Source organism: Acinetobacter sp. BIGb0102 (genome assembly GCF_003815055.1).
In the GTDB taxonomy this organism is placed as follows: domain Bacteria; phylum Pseudomonadota; class Gammaproteobacteria; order Pseudomonadales; family Moraxellaceae; genus Acinetobacter; species Acinetobacter vivianii.
The window spans coordinates 281,944-298,519 of sequence record NZ_RKQE01000011.1 but is presented as its reverse complement, the minus strand read 5'-3'; the positions used below and the strand labels follow the sequence as shown (position 1 = coordinate 298,519).

The following is a 16,576-nucleotide window of genomic DNA, read 5'->3' as shown; positions in this document are numbered from 1 at the left end:
TTGGTTTGATTATTGTGGCTCATGTCATCTCCTTAGGTCGAATATATCCGCCCATAAATTCAACCTTCTTAGCCTTATACAGACTCGTTTCTATCTCTCCCGCCAAATACAACGTAATGCGTCCACAGCGAGCGAGTTGTTGTCTAAACTCTTCACGGGTTATTGCTGCATTTTCTTCGTTGTATCCACGTTTACGGAGATTTGCTTTATTGCGTTCAAGCAATTTATTAAGAATATCCAATGCAGGTTCATACCAAGATTGAATCGCCTGAAGTTGTTTGTAATCTGGAAGTTTTGTATTCATGAAACCTCCGCCAGCACTTGCTCAATATCTGTCAGACGGCGTTTGGCATTCAACTCAGCAATTGAGGCATGGCGCAGTTCAGATTCTGCTGCTGTAACACGTTGGCCATTCACCAAGATGGTGATTCCACTACTCTGGAGTCCACAAATATCCTGCACTGTGAAAAGCTCATCTGAGTCAAAAGTTCTGTTGATAAACTCAAATGGTGTTTTAATTACAACCGTATCCCCCATAATGAAATCACTGTTGTGGGTTGATACTTCGTTTGATATATTTGTCATGTTCTTGATTCCTTCGATTAATGAACACTGCTCAAAGCTCGATCTCGCACATCGGGCTTTTTGCTTATTTGGAATACCGAAAAAAGACTTTTGAATAAATTCATGTATTCGCTTGAATTCATTGTATTCTTTGATTTTTTCTTCGCTTCGCTTAAAGATTGACCCAAATCAACTTCAATCTTTAATTCAATGGCCTCTCTAATCCATTTCGCTCGATTACCATCAGCCAAATCATCAACTATCAGCTTTACATCAACAGGGACCCGGGTGGTCATTGGTTCTAATAGCTTTTCACTCGATTTAAGTTGTGCTGTTGCGTTTTGCATATCTTTTCCTGTTTTGCAAATATCTTCTTTTCACAATGTCGACTGTTGCCCCAACTCTTTTCCTAAGAAAAAAATAAATAGGCCTTCATGGGTTAATTTTTTATTGCTGGCATCAACCATTTTTTGGATCGTATCCATGCTTGGTTTTTTTCGGCCATGAATCAAATGAGATTCCATATATCCATATGAAATGCAGGTTGTTTCACAAAAGCGGATACGTTCGCTCTTTTCTAATCCGCGCCAATATTCATAAAGGGTAACCATACATACACCTACTAGGTAAATTAGATATAAATATACCCAACAGGTAAACAAAATACAACCTATCAGGGTATTTATTTTTTCTACCTTACAGGTAAATTATTCAACTAGAATCAAGCAGGTAGATTTCGTCATGAGTGAATTAAAGACAATTCATGAAATAAGACTTAGTAACACCAAAAAATTAATGAAAGATTTAGGGCTTAGTCGCACAGAATTCGCTGATAAAATTGATATGTCTTACAATCTGCTCAGCCAATATATTGGGAAAAATCCAACAAAAAATATTGGTGATGAAACTGCAGAAAAAATTGAACAGGCTTGCAATAAGCCAAAAGGATTTTTAGATCAAGCTAATGGCTTATCACCAATGACTTCATCGAAAGATGAGGCGTATATAAGCTCTTTGAAATTTCAATCATCCTATGAAAATAAAAATACTGTAAGAATCCCTGTTCATAAGGATGTAAAAGCTGCGTGTGGTAATGGCGTGACCAATTTTTTAGAAGACATTTCTGACTATTTAGAAATAGATCCAAACATTCTTATGTTATTAGGCATTAAATCAAAACCTGAAAATTTGAGAGTAATTTATTCTGCGGAATATAGTATGTGGCCTACTGTTACACCTGATAGCCCATTGTTTGTAGATATATCACCTATTGATACAGCTGCGATTATTAATGGAGATGTGTATGTATTCCTCCATAATGGATACTTACGAATGAAACGAGTTTTTATCAGCTATGGGAATGAAAAAACTGTTCGTTTGCAAAGTGATAATCCTGATAAAAACAAATATCCAGATGAATTTATAACCAAGGAACAATTAAATGAGCTGAGCTTTGTTGGTCGATTGGAGTCTGCTTTGGTTAAACCCTAAGAAATGTAAGGACCCTCAAAGCAATTTTTAATAAACATGGTGAGTTTTTATGTTTTGGTCACCGCTATATTTTAAATATAAAACATAAACTTACAAACAATAAGGTTGTTTTGATCACCACCTAATTTGAGTAAAATTAAGTCTATTTGGAGTGTGAAATGTCGTCAACAAACCAAGGCAATTTGGGGTTATTCTCAATAACAGAATCCAGAAGTAATGATTTGGGTATGGGGGTATTAAGTGATGGAACGCCCTACTTAACCAATCGAGGATTGGCTAAGGTTTGCGGGGTTGATCCATCTGCCACATTGAGATTATTACAAAAATGGGAGGAAGAGAAACACAAACCCCGTGGCCGAAAAATATTAGAGTTATTAAATGCTCAAGGCTACTCGGAATCCAATTTGTACATAGAGGCAAATGGGATACATGGGATGTTTTACGCCATACCTGATGCTGTTTGTATGGCTTTCCTTGAATATTATTCCTTTGAAGCAGGTCAACCCAATGCTGAAATAGCAAAAACAAACTTCCGCCTTTTAGCTAGATCATCCTTTAAACTATATGTCTATGAGCAATGCAATTATAATCAGAATCAAAAAATTGATGATTCTTGGCAGCTATTTCATGAACGTTTATTATTAAATGATGATATACCACATAACTATTTTTCCATATTTAAAGAACTCTCCGCAACAATTGTAAACATGATACGTGAAGGTTGTAAAATTGATGATACAACCGTTCCCGATATTAGTGTTGGCCAAATATGGGCGAGATATTGGACACAGAATAAGTTGGATGAAATATATGGTGAAAGGTTTAAATTTCCGCATACATATCCCGATACTTTTCGTCAATCAGCGGGCGGTCAATATGATGCATGGGTATATCCCATAGATGCTCTAGGTGTCTTTCGTAGATGGTTGCATGAAACATATTTTATGGAAAAGTTTCCTAAATACTTAAACACAAAAATCACAAGTGGAGCCATAGTTGCTCAAGATGCCACCAAACTACTTGATGTGCTACAAAAACCAGCTCTTAATGCTCAAAATAGCAAAGACAAAAATATTTAAAACTGTGAACCCAACACACTCTCTACAATAGTTTATTAAATTTTGGAGTTAAAAGATGGCTATAGCCAAATTACGTGCGTTTGAATTAATCAATTCAGATATTAATAAAAAAAATTCAGATTTAGGTGATAAATTAAGAGCTAAGCTGCAAACATCAGTTGCAGTTCATGATAGACGAATGCTCTTGAATGCAGAAGACCCTCAAAAGGAAGAGGACTTAATATCTGACTTTGCAAGAAATAGCTCTGCTGGGGATCCACTTTTCTGCACTATGCTTAGGGTTGCCTTGGGTAATAATGTACAACATATAGATGGCACATTGTTCTCAAAGCCTAACTTTACTATTGCAGAGTTAAACAACAGCGTAGTTAATGCGGAAGCGATTTATAAGAATCACTACTACTTTGCCGTGAATAATAATTTTCTAATAACAAATATGCCGGGCAACTTAACAATTACTCGCTTGCAAACCTACTTAAATTGGTTGCTTAATGATCTATATGAAGTTAATCCATTGATCGCTGAAGATGCAATGCCAGAGTTAGCAAATATTAAAGACATTGTTGTAAGAGATCCAGTTACAGGAGGGTCTATTTCTACTTCTGGAGGGAAACCAACATTTGGAAAATCATATAATATTGGGAAGGCAGCTTTAGAGTTGGTAAAAGAGGCATTAAGTGATACTAAAAATCTCTCTGACCACCAGTTAGAACAGATGATATCGGCAAAATTAGTGATCGAATTTAAAAAACCAAAAAAAGATGATGATGAGCAAATCAAGAAAGCTTTTGGAGCTCTATTGAAGCCTGTATCCGATTTAGATAATTTTGAATTTATGACTAGAAATAACAAAAGAATTATTAAAGGGAAAAAGTTATTAAGAGTAAAAGAAGTTACAATAGAAACCACAGACACAAACTTGTTTAACGAGGCTCAACTATCCCAAGAGATGAGTAGATTTATTAGAGAGTTGGAAAATGAACGTAAAAAAGCTACTGGTTAATGTTTCACTTTTTTTAGTGATCTCAGTTGCCGTAGCCTCTGCTACCTCAAAAGTTCCTAATACCTCATTTTTAAATACAATTTACACAGTATCAGGAATAATGTTCTCTATTGGCATGGGGGTTTTATGCACCCTTAATCCAGAAAAAGTAAAGAATGAAATTTATTACATCGCAATTAAAGAGAATGTTCTGGCAGTTCGGGACTCTTATTTGATGTATTTTTTCATTCTATCTTTTATATATTTACTATATCAGATCCATCCTGATGCCAATTTTGTTAAAGATTTCTGGAAAGTACATATAAAACTTGACATTGCGTATGCTACATTGTTTTTGAATATTCTAGGAATCTTGTATTTCATCGCTAATTTTATGCAAATACAAAAGTTAGGTTTCGATATTTCAGATCGAGTAAGAGAATCCGATTAAATTATCTCAGCCTATAGTTCTAATTCACCCACCCTACCGGTGGGTTTTCTTTTACTTAAAAACAGAAAATTACCCAGCAAGTATATATATATTTTCGATTATTTTACCCATCAGGTATTTACAATATTTTACCTTATGGGTATATTTGTCTCATGCACAACAAAAAGCCCCGAAACTTTGGACGGCGACGGGGCTTTACAGAAACCTGCGAGATAAGTATGAAACAAAAGCCTATACATAGTCAAACGTCCCAACGTTTGCATCAACACCCTTCTGCTGCTGATTATCAGGTCAGTACGCTTGAAGTCATCAAAACCAATCTTAAAGATGCGATTAAGCTCCTCCCTATTATTTTAGTCGTTTTCCTACTCTGGCTAGTCCTTACTGCTGTCGTTTATGGCACTTTTGGAGGATAAGTCATGACACATTTACATGCAGCTTCCAGCTCAAAAACCAAACCATTTAACGGCTCGTTATCGAACAAAATACAACCGACAGGCTATGACGCACATCGACTTGAAAGCCCTGTAAATACTGGGCATTCAGCATCATATACACAGGGTAAGACCAGTAATATGGAGCCTGTCATGCAAAAGAAACGCTATACCACACCATTCGCAGAATTTATCTGTAAAGACGTGAATGGCTACTACAACGTACGCCTTGGCCCAAAAATTTATCTGGTCAAAGTATCGTTAAATTACACTCCTGGTTTTGATACAGAATTCTTCGGTGGCATTCAGGCTGCTGCTTTTGACTGGCACTCTATCCTCATCAAGGAAACGCCAGATAGCGAGCCTCGCCCGATCAATGAAGAAGAATTATCTGTGTACTGGCTAAAAGGTAATATCAAGAAGCTCGTAAATTACCAACGCGCGATTCAACGCAGTGCCAAAAGCCAAACTCCACGCTATAGCAAAGAACAACGTATTGATTACCGTAACGCGCAGCACAACGGTGCCTAAGGAGATTTAAGATGAATGCAGCAGTCAATCAACAAATGGCATCGGCAACTACACTTGATGCCTTACAACTGATCCAGCTTGAGTTAAAAGCACCGAAGAGCAAATACAACAGCTTCGGTAAATTCCATTACCGTAGCCTTGAAGATATTTTGGAAGGTGTAAAGCCACTCTTGCAAAAATACGGCGCTACCCTTGTGGTGACGGATGAAGTACAAGAGATCGGTCCGGTTGTGGTGATCACGGCCAAAGCAGTCTTTACCGATGCACAAGGCAAACAAACCATGACCACCGCACATGCTGGTGTAGAGATCAATAAAAAGGGAATGGATGTGGCGCAGACTTTTGGCTCATCCAGTTCCTATGCGCGTAAATATGCATTGAATGGTCTTTTCCTGATTGATGATACTCAGGATGCCGATACCGATGCTTTCCATCAACAGACCAATGCACCTGCCCGTAACAACCAACAGAATGCCCCTGCTCAAAACCAGCAGCGCAATCAGAACCCGCCACCAACGCAACAGCAACGTCAGCCACAGCAGCAAAACCAGATGGCTCCGGCCAATGCTACTCAGCAATTGACTCAAGACTTCCAGCAGGCTTTAAACGCGATCCATCATGCGGATAAAGAAGTAGATCTGGGGCCGATCTATAAACAGTTTAAGGGCACCCGCTACGAAGCCCAGATCGTGCAGGCCTGCAAGGCAAAAAAGGACATGGAGGGTTGGAGTGCGTAAAAACCTACATCTTTAAGTATGTGGCCAAGCTTCACAGCAAAGGCAGCTTACGAGGACGTGTAGAGGCTACGACAGCTCTCCAGGCAAAACAACAGGTCCTGCAAGGTAATGAAATGATCAAGGATGTTTCGGTCTCCTTGTTAACCAATCAGAAGGCTGCTCGCACGCAGTCTTTTGAAAAGTTAAATAATTAAAAGTTTTTGCAGGTGGAAGTATGAAGAATTTCATAAATCCTATTAAACCTAAAATTTAAAAAACACACTTCTAAACAATAGAACATTCTTAGCAATGTTCTCCAGAAGCGATCGTATTGTTGACCCATGTGATCGCTTCTGGAGTACATTGCATAACAGGTAGAAGCATGAGCATTATGCAAAAATATATAATTGTTGTTGAATCAGAAAAACCACCAAGAGTGTGTTTGCAGGATGTGATACCACAAGTGGGCAAAGTTTTAGAATTGAAATCTGAGGCGCTCCCTCACCGGGTTGATACCAAGTGGGTAATGGAACGTTATGAAATGGCTCGCACCACAGTAATTGAATTCTTAAAACCATTCAATAAAGGTTCAGGTGGTAAGTATTCCTATGATCCTTTAGAGATTATCCCAGTGTTAGATAACCGCCATAAAATAAAACGCGGTGCAAAGAGAAAAAACTAAGCCCCTATCAAGGGGCTTTTCTTTTATGCTGCATTTAGCATTTTTGCAATCTCTGATGCGCTAGGATTGTAATAAGTATTCACTAAAACATTAATGGTTTTATGACCTGTAATTTTAGCGAGGATCTCTACAGGGATTTTCTGAATATTTACCAAACGTGTAATAGCTTCATGGCGCGTATCATGGAACGTAATGACTCCATTTAAGCCAACCTTAGTTAAATTCCGCTGCCAGATAAGTCTAAATGAATTGCAGTTATGTTTTAACAGCTTCCCTTTCCGACCTTTTAATAGATCCAGCAATTTACGTCCACGTGTTGTTAAGGGCACATCCCGTGCACTTCCATTTTTGGTATCTGGTAAATGCACATAGTCACCATAATCATGGATGTCATGAATACCTAATATCTCACCTCTACGCATAGAGGATTCCATGGCAAACAAAAATGCCCATGCGACCTCTTGAGCTGGTGTAACCGGCTCTTTTTCTTCATTGTAGTTATCTAAACCAGCCAGAATGATTTTTACATGTTCATCAGTGATTCGTTGATTTCGTGGCGGTGGTAGAGATGGCTTCTTGATGACTTGAACGGGGTTATTTTTTAATAAGAATAATTCACTAACAGCATATGTGAATACAGCAGAACATAGACTTAGTTCTCGGCTAACCGTACTTGATTTAACCACCTTTAAACGACGATCTCTGAGGGCAACCATATCTTGTGGAGTAATATCGTAAATTGAAGTATTTGCTAGATGGCCACAATAATAGTTGAAACGTTTAAGATAGTTCTTTATATAGGAGCTGCTTTTTTTATACTTCCCTACATTTTCGTAGTACTGGGTAAATAGTTCGGAAAAAGGGATATCTGGTTGTTCAAGTTTTTTTAATTCTTCTTGGTATTGCAGCTGAAGCTCCATCAGTCGACGTGCAGCCCAATCTGTACACTCTTTAGCGGTGTCTCTTGTAGCTGCGTCACGGAGATGTTTGTATTTTACCTGGATGCGATAAGAATTACCGCGCTTGACTGGCTTTTGCATATTAACCTCTTAATATTTGTGCTTAAATCAAGCGCAACAAAGAGGAACGAAAAAGTTCGCCCGTTGGCGCCCGATCCGAGAGCCATACTTCAGCATTAGATGCTAAAAATGGCGCCCAAAAGCGGAATATAAAGTAGTTTTTATGCCTTTTTTGAACTTTTTGAAGGTTCAAATTTGACCCGAAGGACAATAAAAACAAGGCCGAATTCATTAAAAATTCGGCCTTAAAACGCTGATTTTACTCAACTTTAATCTTGGTAGGTATATCCAGACTCGAACTGGAGACCTCTACGATGTCAACGTAGCGCTCTAACCAACTGAGCTATACACCTAGAATGAGAAGCATCATATTCATTTTTTTGACGCTTCACAAGTTTTTTTGCGACTGTTTTATTACAATCGCACAGTCTTTAAGCAACTGCTTAAACTCTTGGGTATTTACCTTATCCTTTTGCTCTAAAAATACGATTTTTTGATATAACACAGTCACTTGTTTAAATGAGTCTTTCTCCTCAACCAACATAGAGAGTCGCTGCATCCAGCTTTGAAAGGTTTCAGATGGATATTTATGCAAATGCTTGGGTAATTGTTTTTCAAATTGAATAATCATGCGTTGATACTGATCTTGTTGCCCTCTTTGCCTCCACCAGTACCATCCTGCATAGATGATTAAAATACTTCCAATACCAATAACTAAAACAATCACATAGCCATAACTTGAATCCAAACCCAATCTAGATAGCCAGTTTTTCTGTTTTTCTGCATCATAGCCAACCACTTTGCTTTGCCATTGGTAACTTAAATAATCACTCCAGATGCGTACATTTTTCAAAAATTTAAATTGCTGCACACGCCAAGCCTGAGTTTGCCCATCTCCCCATACAGCCTGATCTTGCGCCAAATAATCTTGCATCCCCGTATCAATTCGTTGCGGTGCAATCATTGCAGTTGGATCGATCCTTTGCCATTTTCCATTCAGATAAACCTCGCTCCATGCATGTGCATCCAGCTGGCGTACTTCCCAACTTTGTCCGTCTGGCGCCAATTGTCCCCCTTGATAGCCAGTCACCACTCGTGCAGGAATCCCGACATAACGCATTAGCATGACAAAACTAGATGCATAATGTTCACAAAACCCTTTGCGACTAGAAAACAGGAATTGATCAATCCGATCTCCACTCAAAGTGCCCGGCGTCAAGGTATAGGTAAAGCCATTTTTCCTGTACCACGACAGCACCGATTGTAGGTACTTTTCAGGCTGTCTCTGGTTCTGCTCAAATAATTGCTGCGCCAGTTGCTGTGCTTTTTTGTCTTTACCCTCATCAAATCGAGTATTCAGTTCAAGTTGACGCGGTGACAGGAAAACGGGCTCTGCTGCTGTTCGCCCTAGCCAAAGCATCTGTATGGGTTGATTGCGTTTAATCAATTTAGAAGGACGAATACTATCGTCTTGATACAGCTGTAAATAACGCTCTTGCGGAATCGAATATTCCAGTCCCATGATCCAGTTGGCTTGCTCATCAGCAGGTAAATATTGATAGCTCACACGACGCGATGAGACAGGGATGCGCTTTAAGTGCTGATTATAAAAACTACTACTCCATGTGGTTCCATCATATTCGTCTAAAACCAACGCTCGCCAGTACAATTCTGATCGACTAGGCAAATCATACATCGGTGCGATAATACGAAAAGCCAAGGCAGACGATTGAGATAATTGAGCAATATCCCCCGGTGACATTCGATCACTGATGCCTGTGGTCGCGTGGTTCTGTTGAATGGGAATCGCCCAAAGCGGCGGTAAACGTGGGAAGAAAATAAACAGCAGAATAAAAAATGGCGTGGCAATCCCGACAAATTTTAGGATTTGTCTCAGATCTTGTTTTAACTGATTTCTGGTCTGATTCTTCTGTTTAAATAAATCAGTTTGAATCCGATACAAGCCCATCAGGCACATCACAAATGCCACAAAGACAATCACGGCCATCCAGAATGCTTGACTATATAACAGTAAACTTGCACTGACAAATAAGGCAAAGTTAAAGACAATCAGCAGATCACGAGTGTTTTTAGATTCAAGACTTTTGGCAAATAAACAAGTTGTTAAAAATGCAACCCCAGCCTCTACACCTAGCAAGCTTTGATACTGAATATAAATCAATGCAATCGACAATAAGGTAAATGCCACTAAAAGCAGTTTAGGTAATGGTGTGATTTTTTGCTTGTGATAGCGCCATACCAAAGTCAACCAAACGATGCCCCACAATCCACTTAATGAAGCAGGAATAAAACTGACTTGACCCATCAGGATCAATCCTAAAGCAGCTAAAATACAAAAATAGATGGCTTTGGTCATGTTTAAGCCTGCGCAAGTAAAAGTCTGGCTTTCATCAATTGGGTTTGGCCTTGCCCACTTTCCAGTCTGGCATGCGGCAAAATCACAGCATAGTCATCGCCAAATTGTTCACACTGTTCAATCAGCCCCATCATAAAACTTAATTTTTCCTCATGACCTAATGCAGGTATTTGCTGATAGTCAATTTCTACATGTTGATGATTGGCCTGCGCTTCAAACATCTTGATAAAGAAACCCTGCCCACGCGCAACTTGCTTCCATGCCACGTTCTGATAAGAGTCTCCATGCTGGAAAGTTCTAAGTTCCTTAAATTCATCCAGACTATCCTGCGCCGAAGTCGGCTGACTTTTATGTTCTTTTTGCCAATCATAGGCTTTCGGTGCAATCCAGACTTTTTGTTTTGGATATAAATAGGTCCATGCACGGACTAATCCCAAAGGATAGGTCGCATAAATTTTCAATGCATCTAGTTCATATCTGCCACGCTGTTCAGGTAGAACCGCAAGTTCTAGGCTTTGCTGAGTTTGGTCCAGATATAGAAAATGTTCTTGTCCTTGCCAATCTAAACGCAAATATCGAACCGTCTGTACAGATTGTTTAAATAAAATTTTTAGGATTAGCGGCTGACTCACTTGCCCAACCTCTGGCGTGACCAGTTCAAACTCCAAGCCATGCAGTTGTTTAAAAGTCAGATAAAAGCTGATACAGAGAATAGCGCTGATTAAAAAGCAAAACCCGAGAATCAGGTTATTTGCATAGTTAATCCCTGCAATAAATGTAATGACAATCAGAACCAGATATAAGAAACCTTGCTTATAAATAAATACCAGCACATCTTTCTGCAATAAGACCTTACTGCCTTCGACCTGAAAGCGCTTCGCAATCCATTGTTGTAGCTGCTGCTTGACTCCTTTGTGCATATGCCGATCTCAACTATAAGACATCGACCGATTGTAAAATCTGCCCAACTTCAACGTCACTCAGACTTAAACGATGTGCCACCACAGCGACAAATACAGTTTGTATATCATCTGTCATTACAAAACCACGCCCCTCAACCAATGCATAAGCTTGTGCCGCAGCCTTCAATGCCAATACCCCACGCGTTGACAGCCCATGACGTAGCTTCCTTGTTTCAGCAGCCAAGTCCAAAATATAATTGAGTACAGCCTCGCTCAGAAAAACCTGTTTTGCCAGCTCACGTAAATGTAAAATATCAGCTTGATTAAATACAGCATCCAGTTGATGGATCAAAACCTGACGTGAACGCTGTTGCAATAACAATTTTTCCGCTTGTCGAGAAGGATATCCCAACGACAAACGCATCAAGAAACGGTCGAGTTGCGATTCTGGTAATGCATAAGTACCACTTTGAAACAATGGGTTTTGCGTGGCTAAAACCCAGAATGGTTGTGGCAATTCATAATGCACACCATCTACGGTAACAGCCCCTTCCTCCATTGCTTCTAATAAGGCGCTTTGAGTTTTGGGACTACAGCGGTTAATTTCATCTGCCAACAAAATCTGGGTAAAAATCGGCCCTTGCTTAAATTCAAATAGATGTTCTTTCTGATTAAAAATATTGATCCCAATCACATCACTCGCCAACATATCGTTAGTGAATTGAATCCGCTGGAAATGCAGCCCTGCCAGACGCGCCAAAGCACTAGCTAAAGTGGTTTTACCTAAGCCGGGTAAATCTTCAAACAACACATGACCACCCGCCAACAAGCAAGTCAGCGCCAATTTGGTTTGCTGTGGTTTATCTAAAATCAGCTGGTTTACTTCAAATAAGAATTGCTCAATCTTCTGGGCAAAGCTTTGAATATCTTGTTCTAATGCCTGATTCTGTTTTGTTTTCTCTTGAGCCGATGACTTTTCCATGCCCCACATTATTCTATCCCCCAAAATAAAACAGTGTATGTTCAACATACACTGTTTTGGTTTTTTTTCAAAGAAATCAAATAATTTCTAGCAAGGACACTTCTTCATATTGCCACCCGCAGAAGGATAACGCGCATCGATACAATGACGATAAAAAGTCTTTGCATCCATTGGCGTTAAATCTGGATGATGCACTTTCATATGCTGCACATAGGTTTCATAATCAGGCACACCGACCATCAGACGGAAACTCTGCTGCAAACGTTGCCATAAAACAGCAATACGCGACCAATTCTTCGGTGACAAAAGTAAGTGCTTTTGCGACATGATGGTGAATTTAATAATCTTCACGATCACTGCGCTACCTTGCCGAGCAATTTTAAAATCCATCGCTACTCTCCTTTGATGCTATTCGCAGTCATCGGGGTTTCTGAATAAACCGCTGGCGCTTCATTCGCGGTTGGTGTTGGGCTTGCCAAAGCACGGCGTATAATGCCAATTGATGCAATCACCATAACAATCGCAACAATCATAAAGAAGCCACAAAGTGCCGCATTGATTTGATTCGACATTACAATGGTCTGCATTTCAGCAACAGTTTTGGCTGGTGCCAATACCTCACCACGTGCAATTGCATCAGAGAAACGATTCGCTTGTGCAAGGAAACCAATTTTCGGATTTTCGTGGAAAATCTTTTGCCAGCCCGCTGTCATCGAGGTAATAAACAAGAAAATCGTTGGGACAATCGTCACCCAAACATATTTCTCTTTCTTCATTTTGAATAAAATGACGGTTCCCAAAATCAATGCCATCGATGCAAGAATCTGGTTACCGATACCAAAGAGCGGCCACAACGAGTTAATCCCGCCGAGTGGATCAACCACACCTTGATAAACGAAGAAACCCCAACCTGCGACCGCGACAAAGGTCCCGACCATATTTCCAAAGAATGAACTTGATTGCTTGATCGCTGGAACCACGATACCCACTGTATCCTGCACCATGAAACGACATGCACGTGTTCCTGCATCAACAGCAGTCAAAATGAATAAGGCTTCAAACAGAATCGCAAAGTGATACCAGAATGCCATCATGGAGCGGTTATTGAAAATCTCGGAAATGATATGCGCCATACCAATTGCAAATGTAGGTGCGCCACCTGTACGAGACAGAATTGAACTCTCACCCACTTCCTGAGCCAGTAAGGTCAACATTTCTGGACTAACCACAAAGCCAAGATTACGCACTGCTTCCGCAGCGGTCTCTACCGAGGTTCCTAAAACTGCTGCTGGCGCATTAATTGCAAAATAAATACCAGGATCAAGTACCGTTGCACAGATCATTGCCATGATACCGACAAATGATTCCATCAACATACCGCCATAGCCGATCATACGAATATTGACTTCATTATCGACCAGTTTAGGGGTTGTACCTGATGCCACCAGTGCATGGAAGCCTGAAATCGCACCACAAGCAATGGTAATAAATAGAAATGGAAATAAACTACCTGCAAATACAGGGCCTGTACCATCCACAAAATGCGTGACTGCTGGCATTTTCAGATCAGGCATCGCAAAGATAATCCCAATCGCCAAACCTGCAATCACACCAATTTTCAAGAAAGTTGATAAATAATCACGTGGCGCTAATAACAACCAAACTGGTAATACCGAAGCGATAAAGCCGTAAATAATCAGTGCCCATGTCAATTGCGTTCCACTGAGGGTAAATAATTGTCCCCAATATGGATCTTTTGCCACATCACCACCGTAGACAATTGCCGCCATCATCAGCACAAAGCCAATAATTGATACCTCAGCAATTTTCCCCGGGCGGAGATAACGCATGTAGATACCCATAAATAAAGCAATTGGAATCGTCGCTGCAATACTGAACACACCCCACGGGCTATGTGCCAAGGCTTTAACCACCACCAGTGCCAATACTGCAAGGATAATGATCATTACACCAAGCGTACCCAGCATCACAATCACACCAGCAAAAGTACCAAGCTCCTGTTTTGCCATCTCACCTAAAGAACGGCCATCGCGTCTTGTGGAGATAAATAAAACCAGAAAATCTTGTACCGCACCGGCAATCACTACACCGACCAAGAGCCAGATGGTACCAGGTAAATAACCCATTTGTGCTGCAAGAATTGGCCCGACTAAAGGCCCTGCTCCAGCAATCGCAGCAAAGTGATGACCAAATAAAACGAATTTATTGGTCGGTACATAATCCAGACCATCGGCAAGGCGATGCGCTGGTGTTAACCGTTTAGGATTTAATTCAAAAACTTTGTTTGCAATAAATAAACTGTAGAACCGATATGCAATGCTATATACACAGACCGCAGCAAGAACCAACCAGACTGCATTGACATGCTCACCACGACTAACCGCCAATATCCCAAATGAAATTGCCCCAACAATGGCAACCAAACTCCATAGGAGTTTTGAGGAAAGTGTTGACTTCGCTTGTGTTGTCTCCATTCAAAACCTCTCAAATACATAACGCGTGGTTATTTAGCTTTCCCTTTCTATATTTTCTGTAGAAGAAATATCTTTGTAAGTTTACCTTCTAGCTTCAATTATTTATCTAATACTTTGGCATAAAAAAAGGGATGATTGTTCATCATCCCCTTCGATAATTGTATATCTTGCGTAGCTCAGCTACGCCTTCACAATTATGCACGCTCTAGGTAGTCACCAGTACGGGTATCTACACGAACGCTTTCTTCTTGCTGTACGAATAATGGAACACGTACCACAGCACCTGTTTCAAGTTTCGCAGGCTTACCGCCACCGCCAGAAGTATCACCACGTACACCCGGATCAGTTTCAACGATTTTGAGGACAACGAAGTTCGGTGGGCTTACTGTTAAAGGTACGCCATTGAACAACATAATGGTACATTTTTCATTTGAATCGTCTTTTAACCATTTCGCAGCATCACCCATTGCTGTTTTATCAGCAGCGATTTGCTCAAAAGATACAGGATCCATGAAGTTCCACATTTCACCATCGTTGTAGAGGTAGTCCATTTCCACTTCTACAATATCAGCTGCTTCTAAAGAGTCACCTGATTTGAATGTTTTTTCTAATACTTTACCAGAGCGAAGGTTACGTAATTTCACACGGTTAAATGCTTGACCCTTACCTGGTTTTACATATTCATTTTCCATGATTGAACATGGGTTGCCATCAAGCATAACCTTAAGGCCTGCTTTAAAATCATTTGTAGAATAATAGGCCATGAAAGGCGCACTCCAAACTTAAAACTCAAATCTATTAATGCTAGACTACACGCACTGGTGTAACACTAACACTATTTTTAACGTATGGCATGATAAACTATTTACATCAAGAGCAAAACTGGCAATCGCAACTCAGTGACTTAATTACTGATCCTTTAGAGCTGTTAAATCTGCTTGAGTTATCTACCGATCAGCTATTATCAGGGGCAATCCTCGCCTCTGAACAGTTTAAATTGCGCGTCCCGCGCGCATTCGTCGGAAAAATGAGCATTGGCGATCCGCTTGACCCCCTGCTCCTGCAAGTCTTGCCTCATCACTTGGAACTGGAACAACATCCCGAGTTCGTGACCGATCCGCTCGGTGAGGAAGCGGCCAATCAAATGGCGGGGGTTCTGCATAAATACCAGTCGCGTTTTTTACTGACCTTGACCGGTGCCTGTGCAATTCACTGTCGATATTGTTTCCGTCGACATTTTCCATATCAGGAAAATCTTCCAAAAAATGACGACTGGATCAAGATCAAAACTTATATTGAACAAAATCCACAGATCAATGAAGTGATTTTAAGTGGTGGCGACCCACTGACTTTAAACAATCGAAAACTTGCTTTATGGCTAGAACGTCTAGCATCTCTCCCTCAGATCAAGATATTGAGAATTCATTCACGCGTTCCGATTGTGATCCCGAACCGTATTGATGAAGAGCTGATTTCTATATTAAAAAACAGTAGGCTACGCATTGTAGTAGTGGTACACTCAAATCACGCAGCTGAACTCGATGATTTCACTTGCTCAAAGTTATTACAGTTATCACTCCACCATATTACCGTGCTAAATCAGGCGGTTTTACTGAAAGGTGTGAATGATTCTGCAGAAACTTTAAATGCATTGAGTTTCCGTTTATTTGAAGCACGAGTAATGCCCTATTACCTTCATGTTTTGGATAAAGTCAAAGGTGCTCAGCATTTTGATTTAAGATCTTCAGAGATAGATCATATATACACTGATGTATTAGCAAGTTTGCCGGGCTATCTGGTGCCAAAACTTGTCAGGGAAATTGCGGGCGAAAAAAATAAAACACCGCTTTTTGGGGTTCAAACGTTCTGAG

At 40.2% G+C, this 16,576-nt stretch carries 20 protein-coding genes and 1 tRNA gene; 9 read left to right on the top strand and 12 right to left on the bottom strand.

Annotation, left to right across the window (positions count from 1 at the left end; all coding sequences use genetic code 11):
- Positions 1-19: 19 nt before the first annotated feature.
- The 4 genes from EC846_RS07575 to EC846_RS07560 are packed head-to-tail and all read right to left on the bottom strand — an operon-like array spanning position 20 to position 1,175.
- Complete coding sequence (locus EC846_RS07575; protein WP_123774740.1) at positions 20-304, bottom strand: hypothetical protein; 285 nt, start codon at positions 302-304, stop codon at positions 20-22.
- Positions 301-585, bottom strand: a complete 285-nt coding sequence (locus EC846_RS07570; RefSeq protein WP_123774739.1) for a hypothetical protein — start codon at positions 583-585, stop codon at positions 301-303. Before EC846_RS07570 ends, EC846_RS07575 begins: the two co-directional genes overlap by 4 nt.
- Before the next feature lie 17 nt (positions 586-602).
- Positions 603-911 (bottom strand): hypothetical protein, encoded by a 309-nt coding sequence (locus EC846_RS07565; protein ID WP_123774738.1) that lies wholly within the window; start codon positions 909-911, stop codon positions 603-605.
- A 30-nt stretch (positions 912-941) separates the two neighbouring features.
- The gene (locus tag EC846_RS07560) at positions 942-1,175 is read right to left on the bottom strand and encodes an XRE family transcriptional regulator (protein WP_123774737.1); all 234 of its coding nucleotides are present in this window, start codon (positions 1,173-1,175) and stop codon (positions 942-944) included.
- Positions 1,176-1,305: 130 nt separating this feature from the next.
- On the opposite strand from EC846_RS07560, the gene EC846_RS07555 reads away from it, so the two are divergent.
- The 8 genes from EC846_RS07555 (at position 1,306) to EC846_RS07515 (ending at position 6,930) form a co-directional block, all read left to right on the top strand.
- A complete protein-coding gene (locus EC846_RS07555) occupies positions 1,306-2,055 on the top strand; it encodes a LexA family transcriptional regulator (RefSeq protein ID WP_123774736.1) in 750 nt (249 codons plus the stop codon).
- Positions 2,056-2,213: 158 nt separating this feature from the next.
- The gene (locus tag EC846_RS18460) at positions 2,214-3,134 is read left to right on the top strand and encodes a hypothetical protein (RefSeq protein ID WP_123774735.1); all 921 of its coding nucleotides are present in this window, start codon (positions 2,214-2,216) and stop codon (positions 3,132-3,134) included.
- A 55-nt stretch (positions 3,135-3,189) separates the two neighbouring features.
- Entirely contained in the window at positions 3,190-4,137 is a 948-nt protein-coding gene (locus EC846_RS07545) for a hypothetical protein (RefSeq protein WP_123774734.1), read from the top strand.
- Positions 4,112-4,567, top strand: a complete 456-nt coding sequence (locus EC846_RS07540; protein WP_123774733.1) for a hypothetical protein — start codon at positions 4,112-4,114, stop codon at positions 4,565-4,567. The genes EC846_RS07545 and EC846_RS07540 overlap by 26 nt, the downstream gene beginning before the upstream one ends.
- A 218-nt stretch (positions 4,568-4,785) precedes the next feature.
- Positions 4,786-4,983 carry a hypothetical protein gene (locus EC846_RS07535; protein WP_123774732.1) on the top strand — a complete coding sequence of 66 codons (198 nt, stop codon included), beginning with the start codon at positions 4,786-4,788 and terminating at the stop codon, positions 4,981-4,983.
- 3 nt (positions 4,984-4,986) lie between these two features.
- Complete coding sequence (locus EC846_RS07530) at positions 4,987-5,532, top strand: hypothetical protein (protein ID WP_123774731.1); 546 nt, start codon at positions 4,987-4,989, stop codon at positions 5,530-5,532.
- Between the two features lie 11 nt (positions 5,533-5,543).
- Positions 5,544-6,269, top strand: coding sequence for an ERF family protein (locus EC846_RS07525; RefSeq protein ID WP_123774730.1), 726 nt, complete (start codon positions 5,544-5,546; stop codon positions 6,267-6,269).
- Positions 6,270-6,630: 361 nt separating this feature from the next.
- Positions 6,631-6,930 carry a hypothetical protein gene (locus EC846_RS07515; RefSeq protein WP_123774729.1) on the top strand — a complete coding sequence of 100 codons (300 nt, stop codon included), beginning with the start codon at positions 6,631-6,633 and terminating at the stop codon, positions 6,928-6,930.
- A 23-nt stretch (positions 6,931-6,953) separates the two neighbouring features.
- Here the strand turns inward: EC846_RS07515 and EC846_RS07510 are convergent, their stop codons facing one another.
- From EC846_RS07510 to efp, 8 genes are all read right to left on the bottom strand, one after another.
- Entirely contained in the window at positions 6,954-7,970 is a 1,017-nt protein-coding gene (locus tag EC846_RS07510; RefSeq protein WP_123774728.1) for a tyrosine-type recombinase/integrase, read from the bottom strand.
- A gap of 255 nt (positions 7,971-8,225) precedes the next feature.
- Positions 8,226-8,302, bottom strand: a tRNA-Val gene (locus EC846_RS07505).
- A 35-nt stretch (positions 8,303-8,337) separates the two neighbouring features.
- Positions 8,338-10,326, bottom strand: coding sequence for a transglutaminaseTgpA domain-containing protein (locus tag EC846_RS07500; RefSeq protein WP_123774727.1), 1,989 nt, complete (start codon positions 10,324-10,326; stop codon positions 8,338-8,340).
- A 2-nt stretch (positions 10,327-10,328) separates the two neighbouring features.
- Complete coding sequence (locus EC846_RS07495) at positions 10,329-11,246, bottom strand: DUF58 domain-containing protein (RefSeq protein WP_123774726.1); 918 nt, start codon at positions 11,244-11,246, stop codon at positions 10,329-10,331.
- Positions 11,247-11,259: 13 nt separating this feature from the next.
- Positions 11,260-12,219 carry an AAA family ATPase gene (locus EC846_RS07490; RefSeq protein ID WP_123774725.1) on the bottom strand — a complete coding sequence of 320 codons (960 nt, stop codon included), beginning with the start codon at positions 12,217-12,219 and terminating at the stop codon, positions 11,260-11,262.
- Positions 12,220-12,297: 78 nt separating this feature from the next.
- Positions 12,298-12,600: a YbdD/YjiX family protein gene (locus EC846_RS07485; RefSeq protein ID WP_123774724.1), complete on the bottom strand. Its 303-nt coding sequence runs from the start codon at positions 12,598-12,600 to the stop codon at positions 12,298-12,300.
- Between the two features lie 2 nt (positions 12,601-12,602).
- Positions 12,603-14,705, bottom strand: a complete 2,103-nt coding sequence (locus EC846_RS07480; protein WP_004770454.1) for a carbon starvation CstA family protein — start codon at positions 14,703-14,705, stop codon at positions 12,603-12,605.
- A 194-nt stretch (positions 14,706-14,899) separates the two neighbouring features.
- Positions 14,900-15,469, bottom strand: a complete 570-nt coding sequence (gene efp, locus EC846_RS07475) for an elongation factor P (protein ID WP_004652839.1) — start codon at positions 15,467-15,469, stop codon at positions 14,900-14,902.
- Positions 15,470-15,558: 89 nt separating this feature from the next.
- Here efp and epmB point away from each other — a divergent pair, with 89 nt between their 5' ends.
- On the top strand, positions 15,559-16,575 hold the full coding sequence (gene epmB, locus EC846_RS07470; RefSeq protein WP_123774723.1) for an EF-P beta-lysylation protein EpmB: 1,017 nt from the start codon (positions 15,559-15,561) through the stop codon (positions 16,573-16,575).
- Position 16,576 lies beyond the last annotated feature (1 nt).

Bases quoted from the DNA above. Each gene is read 5' to 3' on its own strand.
- EC846_RS07575 (WP_123774740.1), bottom strand. From the start codon at position 304: ATGAATACAAAACTTCCAGATTACAAACAACTTCAGGCGATTCAATCT.
- EC846_RS07570 (WP_123774739.1), bottom strand. From the start codon at position 585: ATGACAAATATATCAAACGAAGTATCAACCCACAACAGTGATTTCATT.
- EC846_RS07565 (WP_123774738.1), bottom strand. From the start codon at position 911: ATGCAAAACGCAACAGCACAACTTAAATCGAGTGAAAAGCTATTAGAA.
- EC846_RS07560 (WP_123774737.1), bottom strand. From the start codon at position 1,175: ATGGTTACCCTTTATGAATATTGGCGCGGATTAGAAAAGAGCGAACGT.
- EC846_RS07555 (WP_123774736.1), top strand. From the start codon at position 1,306: ATGAGTGAATTAAAGACAATTCATGAAATAAGACTTAGTAACACCAAA.
- EC846_RS18460 (WP_123774735.1), top strand. From the start codon at position 2,214: ATGTCGTCAACAAACCAAGGCAATTTGGGGTTATTCTCAATAACAGAA.
- EC846_RS07545 (WP_123774734.1), top strand. From the start codon at position 3,190: ATGGCTATAGCCAAATTACGTGCGTTTGAATTAATCAATTCAGATATT.
- EC846_RS07540 (WP_123774733.1), top strand. From the start codon at position 4,112: ATGAACGTAAAAAAGCTACTGGTTAATGTTTCACTTTTTTTAGTGATC.
- EC846_RS07535 (WP_123774732.1), top strand. From the start codon at position 4,786: ATGAAACAAAAGCCTATACATAGTCAAACGTCCCAACGTTTGCATCAA.
- EC846_RS07530 (WP_123774731.1), top strand. From the start codon at position 4,987: ATGACACATTTACATGCAGCTTCCAGCTCAAAAACCAAACCATTTAAC.
- EC846_RS07525 (WP_123774730.1), top strand. From the start codon at position 5,544: ATGAATGCAGCAGTCAATCAACAAATGGCATCGGCAACTACACTTGAT.
- EC846_RS07515 (WP_123774729.1), top strand. From the start codon at position 6,631: ATGAGCATTATGCAAAAATATATAATTGTTGTTGAATCAGAAAAACCA.
- EC846_RS07510 (WP_123774728.1), bottom strand. From the start codon at position 7,970: ATGCAAAAGCCAGTCAAGCGCGGTAATTCTTATCGCATCCAGGTAAAA.
- EC846_RS07500 (WP_123774727.1), bottom strand. From the start codon at position 10,326: ATGACCAAAGCCATCTATTTTTGTATTTTAGCTGCTTTAGGATTGATC.
- EC846_RS07495 (WP_123774726.1), bottom strand. From the start codon at position 11,246: ATGCACAAAGGAGTCAAGCAGCAGCTACAACAATGGATTGCGAAGCGC.
- EC846_RS07490 (WP_123774725.1), bottom strand. From the start codon at position 12,219: ATGTGGGGCATGGAAAAGTCATCGGCTCAAGAGAAAACAAAACAGAAT.
- EC846_RS07485 (WP_123774724.1), bottom strand. From the start codon at position 12,600: ATGGATTTTAAAATTGCTCGGCAAGGTAGCGCAGTGATCGTGAAGATT.
- EC846_RS07480 (WP_004770454.1), bottom strand. From the start codon at position 14,705: ATGGAGACAACACAAGCGAAGTCAACACTTTCCTCAAAACTCCTATGG.
- efp (WP_004652839.1), bottom strand. From the start codon at position 15,469: ATGGCCTATTATTCTACAAATGATTTTAAAGCAGGCCTTAAGGTTATG.
- epmB (WP_123774723.1), top strand. From the start codon at position 15,559: ATGATAAACTATTTACATCAAGAGCAAAACTGGCAATCGCAACTCAGT.